Below are 11168 nucleotides of genomic sequence, written 5' to 3'. Positions count from 1 at the left end.
CCTCGCCCCCTGACCACCCCCGCCCCCACCCGCCCCGTGTGGCTGTGGGGTGGCTACACCCCCGCCTGGCCCCTGTGAAGCCACCCCACTGCAACCGTCGGGGGTGGCGGGGGGCGGTGGGGTGGGGGTGGGTCAGGTGGGGGGTGGGGTTTCGGCCAGCACGCGTTTCGCCACCGCGAAGGCCGAGTTCGCCGCCGGGACACCGCAGTAGATCGCCGTCTGAAGCAGGATCTCGACGATCTCGGCGCGGGTGAGCCCGTTGCGCAGCGCGGCGCGCAGATGCAGCTCCAGCTCGGCGAGGTGGCCGTGGGCCACGAGCGCGGTGAGGGTGACGGCGCTGCGCATTCGCCGGTCGATGCCGGGCCGGGTCCAGACGTGCCCCCACGCGTACCGGGTGATCATCTCCTGGAAGTCGGCGGTGGTGGCGTCGGCGCGGGCGAGCGCGGCGTCGACGTACTCGGGGCCGAGCACCTCGCGGCGCACCGCGAGGCCGTCGGGATCGAGGTCGAGCGCTTCGGGCCCGCTCATGTCCGCGCCCGCCTGGCCGGGGCCGGTCCCGCCGGTGCCGTGCTGATCGGTGTCCTCGCATGATCGGTCACCCGGGCCACGGTATCCGGGCCCCGGACCGGGCACGCCGGTACCGTCGGGCCGGTGACCTGGATACGCGCGCTGCTCGGCGTGGCCGCGGTGGCCGCCGCGGTGGTCGTCGTGCTCGCGGTGCGCACCGCGGGGGTGCCCGACGTGCGGGCGACCGTGGGCGGGGCCGGGGCCTGGGCGCCGGTGCTGTTCGTGCTGCTCTCCGGGGCTGTGACGCTCACGCCCGTGCCGCGCACGGTGTTCACCGTCGCCGCCGGGGTGCTGTTCGGATCGGTCACCGGGGTGCTGCTCGCCGTCGCCGGCACGATGCTCGCCGCCGTGGCCGCGTTCGGGCTGGTCCGCCTCGTCGGGGGCGCACTCGTCGAGCGCCACGCCGACCGGGTCACGCTCGTGTGGCTGCGGGCACGCCTGGACCGCAGCGGGCTGCTCGCGGTGGCGTCGCTGCGCCTGATCCCGGTGCTGCCCTTCTTCGCCGTCAACTACGCGGCCGGGCTCTCGGGCGTGCGCCTGCGGCCCTACCTGCTGGGCACGGTGCTCGGCATCCTGCCCGGCACGGTGGCGGTGGTGGTGCTCGGGGACGCCGCCGTGGGCGGCACACCGCACCCGGCGCTCCTGGCGGTGTCGGTGGTGGGCGGGCTGCTGGGGCTGGCCGGTGCGGTGTGGGCGGCGCGCCGGCCGGTGGATCCCGCACCGCAGCAGGTATCCGCGGCTCCGTGGCCCGGATAGCTGCTGGGGTGCGAGAAGCGCCGTGCCGGCGGCGGGATTCGAACCCGCACTGTCGACCACCTAAAGATCGCGCCTCTGCCGTTGGGCTACGCCGGCCGCGTACCAGCGTACGGGTGCTCCGGCGACTCGGTGGTGACCGGCTCAGACCTGCAGGTCCCGGCGCAGTTTCGCCACGTGCCCGGTGGCGCGCACGTTGTACTGCGCCACCTCGATCCGCCCCTGCGCGTCGACGACGAACGTGGAACGGATGACGCCGGTGACGGTCTTGCCGTACATCGTCTTCTCCCCGAACGCGCCCCACGCGGCCAGGACGGAGCGGTCCTCGTCCGACAGCAGCGGGAACGTGAGGCCCTCCTTGTCGCGGAACGTCGCGAGCTTGGCGGGCTTGTCCGGGGAGATGCCGAGCACGTCCAGGCCGGCGTCGCCGAGGTCGGTGAGGCTGTCGCGGAAGTCGCAGGCCTGGGTGGTGCAGCCCGGCGTGGCGGCGGCCGGGTAGAAGTAGACGACGACCCGGCGGCCGCGGTAGTCGGCGAGCGAGACGGGCTTGCCGTCGGCGTCGGGCAGGGTGAAGTCGGGTGCGGGGTCGCCGGGGGCGAGGCGGGTGCTCATGTCGGCGATCCTGGCACGACGCTCCGCGGGCGTGTGATCTACGGTGGCGACCTGCACCGGCCGTACACCGCACCGGCCGAACTACGAGGGAGGCGTCGTGGCCCGCGACCCGGACACCATCCAGCGCGAGATCGAGAAGGCCAGGGACGCCCTCGCCGACAGTCTCGACGTCCTGAGCGAGCGTGCCAACCCCAAGCGCCTCGTCGACTCGGGCAGGCAGAGCGTGCAGAGCAAGCTCGCCGACCCCAGGATCAAGTACGGGCTGATCGCCGTCGGTGCGCTCGTGGGGCTCGCGATCCTGCGGAAGATGTTCCGCTGACCTGACGGGTCAGCGCGCGTCGAGCGTGCCGGCCATCGCGAGCGCGGCGCCGCGGTCGGCCCCCTCGGCCACGAGCGGGCGGTAGCGCGCCACCAGCCGCGCGGCCCCGAACGCGGCGACCGCCACCAGCCGGTCACCGGCGAGGTAGCCGGCCACCGTGCCGCGGACGGCGCCGCCGTCGAGGCCCTCGCCGTGCAGGGCCAGCACCGAGTCGGCGCGATCGGCCCGACCGATCAGCTGGATCTTCAGCCCGAACTGGTCGGACCAGAAGTAGGGCACGGTCGCGGGAGGTGGGTCGGCGCCGAGGATGTCGTGGGCCACGGCCCTGGCCTGGTCCCCGGCGCTGGTCCAGTGCTCGGTGCGGTGCCCGTCCCAGCGCGCCACGTCGCCGACCGACCAGACCCCCGGCAGCCCGTGCACCCGCCCGGTCGGTCCGCACGCGAGCCCGTCGGAGACGTCGAGCGCGCTGCCGTCGGGCCCGGTCGCGGGCAGCCAGCCCAGCTCGGGCACCGCACCCACCCCGACGACGATCGCGTCGGCCGCCACCCGGGTGCCGTCGGCGAGCTCGACCCCGCCGTCGACGAAGCCCGCCAGCCGCGTGCCGGTGCGCAGGTCGACCCCGGCCTCGCTCATCAGCCGCCCGGCGAGGGCGCCGACGATCGGGCCCAGCGCGCGCTCGGCGGGCACCTCCAGCGCCTCCAGCACCGTGACGGCGACGCCCCGGTCCAGAGCGGCGCCCGCGACCTCCGCGCCGATGAAGCCCCCGCCGACGACGAGCAGCGAGCCGATCCGTTCCAGCGCGTCCCGCAGCGCGACGGAGTCGTCGAGGGTGCGCAGCGTGTGGGCGGTCGCCGGCTGGCCGGGCAGGGTCCGCGCCGCGACGCCGGTGGCGACGACGAGCACGTCGCCGTGCAGCGTGGCACCGTCGGCGAGTTCGACCTCGATGGTGCCCCGCCCGTCCGCACCGCCGTGGTGGCGCAGGGCCACGGCCGCGGTGCCGAGGTAGCTGCGGATCCCGAGCTCGTCGAGCGCGTCGGCGTCGCGCAGCATCGCCCTCGCGGGCTCCCACTCGCCCCGCAGCACCTGTTTGGACAGCGGTGGGCGGTCGTAGGGGGCGTGCGGCTCGGCGCCCACGAGGCTGATCCGCCCCTGGTGCCCGGCCGCCCGCAGCTGCTCGGCGGTCCGCAGCCCGCCCAGCCCCGCTCCCACGACCAGCACGTGCTCCGGTTGTCCCGCCATGGACTCATCCAACCCGGCGGGCGGACGGCCGGTCCGACCAGGGCACCCGCCCGACCTTCGCCTAGCCGACGCGGGTGTCCGGATCGAGCCGGGTGCGCAGGCGGTCGAGGGTCTGCGCGAGCAGCCGCGACACGTGCATCTGCGAGATCCCGACCTCCTCGGCGATCTGGGTCTGCGTCATGTTCCCGAAGAACCGCAGCAGGACGATGGTGCGCTCGCGCTCGGCGAGCTCGCCCAGCACCGGTCGTAGCGCCTGCATGAAGTCCACGCGGGCCAGCTCGGCGTCGGCCTCGCCCACGAGCTCACCGACGGTGGCGCTGCCCGCGTCGGACGACAGCATCTCGTCGAGCGAGGAGCTGCGGTAGGCCTCGGCCGCCTCCAGGCCCTCCAGCACCTCGGACACCGGCACCCCCAGGTGCTGCGCGATCTCGCTGGGGCGTGGGGCCCTGCCGATCTCCTGCGCGAGGTGCGACACCGCGCCGTTGATCGACACGTGCAGGTCCTTGAGGCGCCGCGGAACCCGCATCGACCAGCCGAGGTCCCGGAAGTGCCGCCGCACCTCGCCGCTGATCGTCGGCACGGCGAAGGAGAAGAAGTCGGTGCCGCGGTCCGGGGAGTAACGGTCGACCGCGTTGATCAGCCCGACGGTGGCGACCTGCACCAGGTCGTCGAGCGGCTCGCCGCGATTGGAGAAGCGGCGCGCGATGTGCTGGGCCACCGGCAGGAAGCCCGTGACGAGCTCGTCACGCAGCCGCTCGCGGTCCGGATGGTCCGGCTCGAGCGACGAGTACTGCTCGAGCAGGGGCGCGAGGTGGCCGTACTCGGAGTCGGCCCTGGTCACCGGGGTAGGCCGCCGGCGAGCTTGTCCAGCCGGATGCCGACGGTGGCCCGCGCGCCGTCGATGCCGGGGGCGCCGAGGACGTCCACCTCGTCGGCGAGGGTCTGCAGCACCCGCCAGCCGAACGTGTCGGTGGAGACCCCCGCGTCGGGCTGGCCGGCCTCGACGACCGCGCGCACCTCGATGCCGTCGGTGCGGACCAGGAAGGTGCAGTGCAGCACCGACCGCGGGGCGGCCACGTCGACCAGCGTGGCGCACGCCTCGTCGACGGCCATCCGCAGGTCGGAGATCGCGTCCAGGTCGAAGTCGGCACGGGCGGCGAGATCGGAGGCCACCGCGCGGATGGTCGGGATGAGCGCCGCGCTGGCCGAGGTCCGGACCTCCACGGTGGACACCCCGTCGAGCGTCTCGGTGGGGTGGGGGGAGTCCGCATCGGACACGCTGCTGGTCTCCTTCGCAGATCGGGGGACGTGACGGGTCATCTTGCTACCCGTACGGGCGGGAGATCAATCGTGGGGGGCGGATCGGTCCTCGGGGTCGGGGAGCAGCGCCGCCTCCCGATCGGTGTGCAGCTCGAACAGCTGGTCGGTGCCGGTGATCTGGAGGGCGCGCAGCACGGGGCGCCCCTGCACCAGCAGCCGCAGCGCACGGCCGCTACCGGACGCGCGGTGGGCGGCCTCGATCAGCACGGCCAGCCCGCTGGAGGCCAGGAACACCACCTGCGTCAGGTCGACGACGAGCGTGGACGCCGCCTCGTCGACGAGCCGGGCCAGCGCCGCGTCGAGCCGGGGCGCGGTGAGGGTGTCGATCTCGCCCGCGGCGGCGAGCAGGACGACCCCGGGGGCCGGATGGCTGAACGTGGTGTCGAGCATGCTGGGTGACGGACCTTCGTCGTCGACCGGCGACATGGTGTCGGACACGGCGCACCTCCAGCGGGAGCGAGCGACACCGTCGGCCGGTGCCAGGTGGGAAGGCGGCTGGGGGCTCAACCGGACCTGCGGCCGCACACTACCGCCGGGTCGGCTCGGGCGGGCGCCGGGTCGGGCTGCGATCTAGGCTGGCGACGTGACCGATCTCCGGAGCGTGGATCGGGTCCCGGCGGAGGACCTTCCGCAGGTGCTGCACGGGGCTCCCGCCGCTGTGTTGATGATCGACCTGTCGGTGCGTCGGGTCGTGTACGCCAACGCCACGGCCATCGAGCTGACCGGTGACCGGGTGACGCTGCCGGTGGACGTCGACCGCTGGAGCGACGCGGCCGGCCTGACCGACCTCGGCGGCAGGCGGATGAGCGAGACGGGGTCGCCGCTGTCGCTGGTCGCCGCGGGGGTGCCGGTCGCGGGGGAGCCCGTCGCCGTGCGCGACGCGGCGCGCACGGGTGACTCGGTCACCGCCGAGCAGCGGGACGCGAGCGAGGGCAGGCTGCTGTGGGTCACCGGGTTCGCGCTGTCGGGCGTGGCCGAGCCCGGCGCGGGCCCGCTGGGGCTGGACAGCCGGGCGCTCGTGGTGTTCCAGCAGCTCTCGGGCACCGAGCACGGCAACCGGCGGCACCTGGAGGTCCTGCGCGACCGGGCCGTCGTCGCCACCGACATGTCCTTCACGATCACCGACCCGCGCCGCCCCGACAACCCCCTGATCTGGGTCAACCCGTCGTTCACCCGCCTCACCGGCTACGCGCTCGACGACGTCGTGGGCCGCAACTGCCGGATGCTGCAGGGACCCAACACCGACGCGGCCACGGTGCAGCGGATCGGCGACGCCCTGCGCAGGCGCGAGCCGATCACCGAGGTGCTGCTCAACTACCGCCGCGACGGCACCGCCTACTGGAACCAGCTCTCGGTGTCGCCGGTGTACGACGGCACCGGCGAGCTGGTCAACTTCGTCGGCGTCCAGAACGACGTCACCGAGCGGGTGATCGTCGAGCAGGAGCGGCGCGCGGCGCTGGCCGAGGCCGAGGCGGCGCGCAGCCAGCTCCGGCTGCTGGCCGAGGCCACCACGCAGATGACCGAGGCCCTCGACGTCGCCGACGCCTGCGCACGGTTGGCCCGGATCGTCGTGCCGCAGCTCGCCGACCTGTGCGCGGTCGACCTGCTCGACCGGCCGGGTGGCACCCTGACCCGGCTCGCGGTGGCGGCCAGGGAGCGTGGCGACGAGGAGCGCCTGCGACGGCTGGGCGAGCTGCGCTCCTACCAGGCCGGGGGCCCCTCCGCGGTCGGGCAGGTCCTGGTCGGCGAGGACCCGGTGCTCATCTCCGACGCGCCCGAGCGGGGCGCGGACGGCCTGCCCGACGATCCACGCGCGGCCGAGGTGTACGACCAGTTGCGGCTCCGTTCGGTGATGGTCGTCCCGGTCCGGGCGCGGGGACGGGTGCTCGGCACGCTGACCCTGTTCACCCAGCACCCCTACGGCCGCCGCTACGGCCCGCTCGACCTGCACCTGGCCACCGATCTCGCCGGGCGGGCCGGGCTCACCGTCGACAACGCGCGCCTCTACGAGACCGAACACGCCGCGGCCGCGACGCTGCAGCGCAGCCTGCTGCCCGTCGTCCCCGACGTCGACGGCCTGCAGATCGCGGCGCGGTACCTGGTCGGCGCCGACGGCAACCAGGTGGGCGGTGACTGGTACGACGTGCTGCCCCTGCCCGACGGCGCCGTCGGGATCGCGGTCGGCGACGTCGTCGGGCACGACCTCGCGGCGGCGGCGGCAATGGGGCAGCTGCGCGGGGTCGTGCGCTCCTACGCCTGGGAGGGCCGCGGCACCGGATCCGTGCTCGACCGCTGCGACCAGCTCGTCCAGGGGCTGGAGATGGCGGCCATGGCCACCGCGTTCTACGCGCGGCTCGAGCCCGCGGTCGACGGCAGCCGGATCCTGCGCTACTCGAACGCGGGCCATCCCGCACCGCTGCTGCTCGCCCCGGACGGCACGCTCACCCGCCTCGACGAGAGGCGCTCGCCGATGATCGGTGCCGTGCCCAGGTTCGGGCGGGCCGACGGACCGGTGCGCGCCGAGGTGGAGGTGTGCTGCCCGCCGGGGTCGGTGCTGGTGCTCTACACCGACGGGCTCACCGACATGCTGGGCGCGGACGCCGACGAGCGCACCGACCTGATCGAGCGCACCGTCGCGGCACTGCCCGCCGGGGTGGACGCGGAGACCGTCGTCGAGCGGGTGCTGGTCGCGTGCGCGCCCCGCCGTCTCCGCGACGACGTGGCGCTGCTGGCGGTCCGCATCACCGCGTGACACGGGCGTCGCGGCCGGGTGAACCGGCCGCTCGGAGATCGGCTCGCGCCGCTGGGCGTAGACCACCGTCCGGGACGGGCGATCCGGCCCGACAAGCGGTTAGCTCTGAGGCAGGGCGACCGGCGCGGGGGCGTGCCGGCGCCGCGCGTCGAGGGGAACTCCACCATGGTGGCCGTACCGGAGGGTCGGTTCCATCTGCCCGAAGCAACCCGGGACCCGGGGTCCGTCCCCGTGCCCGTGCACGATCGGCGGTTCGTCGCCGTCTCGGTGGGCGCCGTGGAACTGCTCCGCCCGGAGTCCGATCTCCTCCGGCTGGTCGAGGGCGCCGGGTACGTCGACGTGCTGATCGCCGCCGACGACCCGCCGGTCGGCCCACCGGCCCCGCTGGGCGTGCTCGCCGGGTGCGCGGTCGACGGCCCGGCTTGTGACGGGGACGACGACGGGTACGACGACCGGGACGCGGAGCCCGGCGACGAGGTGTTCGCCGCGCTGGGCCTGCCCGACCTGCACGTGCACCGTCTCGGGCTGCACCCGCCGGTGGGCCCGCAGCACGAGGACGACCTCGTGGCCGCGTTGAGCGAGCTGGTCGGATTCGACCCGGAGCCGGGCGTGTTCCTGCTCGGCCCGGCGGTCGCGCCCGCCGACCCCGCGCGGAGCGTCGTCGACCAGGCCGCGCAGCGCATCGCGCGCGTGTACGGGATCCCGCTGCTGCGCTTCCGCTGCCACGAGCTCTGCGTGGTCACCGCGCCGGGCACCTGAGCGGCGAAAAGGGCGGACCCACCCCCCGCGGGTGGGCCCGCCCCGGCTTCGGCGGTGCCTCAGCTGGCCAGCGGGACGCCGCGCTGCTCCAGGATCACGCGGCGCTCGGCCTCGGCCAGGCCGCCCCAGACGCCGAACGGCTCGCGGGTCTGCAGCGCGAACTCGCGGCAGTTCTCGATCACCGGGCAGCGGTGGCAGACCTCCTTGGCCTGCGCCGTCCGCCGGGCGCGGGACGGGTTGCGCTCGCCGTCGGGGTGGAAGAAGTTCGCGCTGTCCATACCGCGGCACGAACCCAGACGCTGCCACTGCCAGGCGTGATCCATCGGGCCGGGGAGCCGGGAAACGTCACTCATCGCGTAGGTCACCTCACATGCGTCCGTTGCCCGGATGCCGGGCGATCGACACCTGGTTCCCGGCAGGCCCCGACCCCAAACGCGTTCGGCCCGCCACCCGAGGCAGGGTGACCGACCTCACATCGGTGCGCGCGGCTCAGGTGGCGGCGAGCGCCTGCTCCAGCGTCTCGTGGATGTCGAACAGCGGCACGAGGCCGGCGATCGTCAGTGGCCGCAGCACCCGGCGGGCCGTACAGGCCAGTCTCAGCTCGACGCCCGCGGTGTGCGCCGTCTCGCGCACCTCGATGAGCGCGGCGAGGCCGCTGGTGCCCAGGAACGTGACACCGTCCAGGGCGAGAACCACGAGTTCGACGCCCGCGGAGGGCGCGAACTGGTCGAGCACGGCCGAGCGGAGCTGCGGCGAGGTCAGCATGTCCACCTCGCCGCCGACCTCGATGACGACCTGGCCGGGCGCCGCCGTGCGCGTGGTCAGGGTGATCTGGTCGTCCGTATCCCCGCCGCGGCGGGTCGGGCCGGGATCGGAGGTCGGGGTCGCACGTGTGTCGGACATCGGGCGCTACGGTAGGGCTCCGGGCCGCGCGGTGCCACCGGGGGCCGGCTAGGAGTCGCGGACGACCCGGTGCCCACCGTCGCCGGTGCGCGCGGTGCGCCCGGTCCGGGCCAGCAGTTCGAGCAGCGGCACGGCCACGCGCCGGCTCGTGCCCAGCGCCTGGCGGGCCGTGCTGAGGGTGAACTCCGGCCCCAGGTCGGCCAGCACGGCCAGCGCGCGACGGTCGGCGCCGGGCAGCAGCACCACCCCGTCGGCGATCCGCAGCAGCTCGCCCGCCTTCACCAGGGAGGCCAGCTGCCGCGGCCCGAGCCCCAGCTCGGCGAGCCGCCCGGCCTCCGGGGCCGCGAACGGATCGCGCTCCAGATCGGCGCGCAGCGCGTCCATCGCGGCGCGGACGGCCGGCGGGAGCCGGCCCGCGGACGCCGCACGGAGGACGCGGCCCTCGCGGTGGGCCAGCCCGGCGTCGGGGACGTGGCGCAGCAGCGCGTCGACCAGCCGCGGTTCGGGCAGCCCGACGGCACGGCGGGCGGCCTCGGTGGGCAGCCCGGGATCGAGCGGGTCCGCGGTGTCGTGGGTGTCGACGGCGGCGGCGAGATCGGAGACCAGGGCCCGGGCGCGGTCCGGGTCGACGAGCCACCCGGCCGCCGCGGGGACCCCGGCGTGGGCCAGCGCGTCCAGCTCGGCGACCGGCAGCCCCATCGCGACCAGGTCGGCGCGGCGGGCCAGTCCGCGGCGCGCCAGCTCGGCGGCCGCCGACGGGACGCCGTCCATCGTGTCCAGCACCGCGGCCCGACCGGCGGCGGCCCCCCGCCGGCGCAGCGGGGCGGGCCGCACGTCCAGCACGGTCACCCCGGCGGCGACCCGGCGACCGCCGGGGTCGCGCAGCACGGCACGGTCGCCGATGCGCAGGGGCAGCGTGCGGCGCAGCCGCAGGCGCACGGTGTCGGGGCCGAGCGGGCGGACGCGGGCCGACACCGCCGCCGAGCCGACGTGCAGGCTCAGCTGCCCGGGCAGCGCTCCCGGCTCCGGCACCGCGCCGCCGACCCCGTGCAGGCGGACGTCGAGCACGTCGGTGGTCAGCCAGGCGCCCGGGGTGAGCAGCACGTCGCCGCGGGCCACCGCCTCGCGCGGGAGCCCGCGCAGGTTCAGGGCCACCCGGCTCACGCCGCGCGCCTCGTCGACCGGCGCACCGAGGGTCTGCACCCCGCGCACCGACACGCGCTGGGTGCCGCTCCCGGTGACCAGCTCCAGCTCGGTGTCCACGCGCACCCGGCCTGCGGGCAGCGTGCCGGTGACGATGGTGCCCGCGCCCCGCACGGTGAACGCCCGGTCGACCCACAGCCGCACGTCGGCGGCGGGATCGGGCACCGGCAGCGCCGCGGCGAGCTCGCCGATCGCGGTGCGCAGCGCGTCCATCCCAGCGCCGGTGCGCGCCGAGACGGCCACCGCGGGAATGTCGCGCAGCGGCGTGCCCGCGAGGTGCTCGCGGGCGTCGTCGAGGGCCAGGTCGGGCTCCATCAGGTCGCTGCGACTGACGACCAGCAGGCCGCGCTCGACACCCAGCGCCGTCAGCGCGTCGACGTGCTCGCCCGACTGCGGCATCCAGCCCTCGTCGGCGGAGACCACCAGCAGCACGGCGGGCACCGGGCCCACCCCGGCCAGCATCGTGGTGACGAACCGCTCGTGGCCCGGCACGTCCACGAACGCGACGGTCGTCGGGTCGGCCCCGCCGGTGTCCACGTCGGTCCATGCGAAGCCGAGGTCGATCGTCATCCCCCGGCGCCGTTCCTCGGCGAACCGGTCGGGCTCCATCCCGGTCAGGGCGCGGACCAGCGTCGACTTGCCGTGGTCGACGTGCCCGGCGGTGGCGATCACCTGCACGGGGCGGGCCCCGTCCCGGCGGACGAACGGCACTCCCGTCCACCCCCGGTGGACGGACGTGCC

At 75.5% G+C, this 11168-nt stretch carries 13 protein-coding genes and 1 tRNA gene; 4 read left to right on the top strand and 10 right to left on the bottom strand.

Going from position 1 to position 11168, the window contains the following annotated elements; all coding sequences use genetic code 11:
- Positions 1 to 132 precede the first annotated feature (132 nt).
- Complete coding sequence (locus Q1K26_RS13195) at positions 133 to 528, bottom strand: carboxymuconolactone decarboxylase family protein (RefSeq protein WP_300011319.1); 396 nt, start codon at positions 526 to 528, stop codon at positions 133 to 135.
- Between the two features lie 123 nt (positions 529 to 651).
- Here Q1K26_RS13195 and Q1K26_RS13190 point away from each other — a divergent pair, with 123 nt between their 5' ends.
- Positions 652 to 1323 carry a TVP38/TMEM64 family protein gene (locus Q1K26_RS13190; protein ID WP_300011316.1) on the top strand — a complete coding sequence of 224 codons (672 nt, stop codon included), beginning with the start codon at positions 652 to 654 and terminating at the stop codon, positions 1321 to 1323.
- Between the two features lie 23 nt (positions 1324 to 1346).
- Here Q1K26_RS13190 and Q1K26_RS13185 read toward each other — a convergent pair.
- Positions 1347 to 1419, bottom strand: a tRNA-Leu gene (locus Q1K26_RS13185).
- A 45-nt stretch (positions 1420 to 1464) separates the two neighbouring features.
- Positions 1465 to 1932: a thioredoxin-dependent thiol peroxidase gene (bcp, locus tag Q1K26_RS13180; RefSeq protein ID WP_300011313.1), complete on the bottom strand. Its 468-nt coding sequence runs from the start codon at positions 1930 to 1932 to the stop codon at positions 1465 to 1467.
- Positions 1933 to 2029: 97 nt separating this feature from the next.
- Here bcp and Q1K26_RS13175 point away from each other — a divergent pair, with 97 nt between their 5' ends.
- The gene (locus tag Q1K26_RS13175) at positions 2030 to 2251 is read left to right on the top strand and encodes a DUF3618 domain-containing protein (protein ID WP_300011311.1); all 222 of its coding nucleotides are present in this window, start codon (positions 2030 to 2032) and stop codon (positions 2249 to 2251) included.
- A gap of 9 nt (positions 2252 to 2260) precedes the next feature.
- Here the strand turns inward: Q1K26_RS13175 and Q1K26_RS13170 are convergent, their stop codons facing one another.
- The 4 genes from Q1K26_RS13170 to Q1K26_RS13155 all read right to left on the bottom strand — a co-directional run bounded on the left by Q1K26_RS13170 (position 2261) and on the right by Q1K26_RS13155 (position 5248).
- Positions 2261 to 3490, bottom strand: a complete 1230-nt coding sequence (locus Q1K26_RS13170) for an FAD-dependent oxidoreductase (RefSeq protein ID WP_300011308.1) — start codon at positions 3488 to 3490, stop codon at positions 2261 to 2263.
- Positions 3491 to 3551: 61 nt separating this feature from the next.
- On the bottom strand, positions 3552 to 4331 hold the full coding sequence (locus Q1K26_RS13165; RefSeq protein WP_300011305.1) for a SigB/SigF/SigG family RNA polymerase sigma factor: 780 nt from the start codon (positions 4329 to 4331) through the stop codon (positions 3552 to 3554).
- On the bottom strand, positions 4328 to 4768 hold the full coding sequence (locus Q1K26_RS13160) for an ATP-binding protein (RefSeq protein ID WP_300011302.1): 441 nt from the start codon (positions 4766 to 4768) through the stop codon (positions 4328 to 4330). The genes Q1K26_RS13165 and Q1K26_RS13160 overlap by 4 nt, the downstream gene beginning before the upstream one ends.
- A gap of 66 nt (positions 4769 to 4834) precedes the next feature.
- Entirely contained in the window at positions 4835 to 5248 is a 414-nt protein-coding gene (locus Q1K26_RS13155; RefSeq protein ID WP_300011299.1) for an STAS domain-containing protein, read from the bottom strand.
- 145 nt (positions 5249 to 5393) lie between these two features.
- Here Q1K26_RS13155 and Q1K26_RS13150 point away from each other — a divergent pair, with 145 nt between their 5' ends.
- Both Q1K26_RS13150 and Q1K26_RS13145 read left to right on the top strand, forming a co-directional pair.
- Entirely contained in the window at positions 5394 to 7562 is a 2169-nt protein-coding gene (locus Q1K26_RS13150) for a SpoIIE family protein phosphatase (protein ID WP_300011296.1), read from the top strand.
- Positions 7563 to 7793: 231 nt separating this feature from the next.
- Positions 7794 to 8321, top strand: coding sequence for a hypothetical protein (locus tag Q1K26_RS13145; RefSeq protein ID WP_300011293.1), 528 nt, complete (start codon positions 7794 to 7796; stop codon positions 8319 to 8321).
- Positions 8322 to 8380: 59 nt separating this feature from the next.
- On the opposite strand, the gene Q1K26_RS13140 is transcribed toward Q1K26_RS13145, so the two are convergent.
- From Q1K26_RS13140 to Q1K26_RS13130, 3 genes are all read right to left on the bottom strand, one after another.
- Positions 8381 to 8674 carry a WhiB family transcriptional regulator gene (locus Q1K26_RS13140; RefSeq protein ID WP_300011290.1) on the bottom strand — a complete coding sequence of 98 codons (294 nt, stop codon included), beginning with the start codon at positions 8672 to 8674 and terminating at the stop codon, positions 8381 to 8383.
- Between the two features lie 136 nt (positions 8675 to 8810).
- A complete protein-coding gene (locus Q1K26_RS13135; protein ID WP_300011287.1) occupies positions 8811 to 9224 on the bottom strand; it encodes an STAS domain-containing protein in 414 nt (137 codons plus the stop codon).
- Between the two features lie 48 nt (positions 9225 to 9272).
- Positions 9273 to 11138 carry a SelB C-terminal domain-containing protein gene (locus Q1K26_RS13130; protein WP_363320478.1) on the bottom strand — a complete coding sequence of 622 codons (1866 nt, stop codon included), beginning with the start codon at positions 11136 to 11138 and terminating at the stop codon, positions 9273 to 9275.
- Positions 11139 to 11168: the final 30 nt, after the last annotated feature.

Origin of the sequence: Pseudonocardia sp. (assembly GCF_029263155.1) — a bacterium.
In the GTDB taxonomy this organism is placed as follows: Bacteria; Actinomycetota; Actinomycetes; order Mycobacteriales; family Pseudonocardiaceae; genus Pseudonocardia.
Note: the sequence above shows the minus strand (reverse complement) of the source record. Positions and strands in the feature narration are given on the sequence as shown.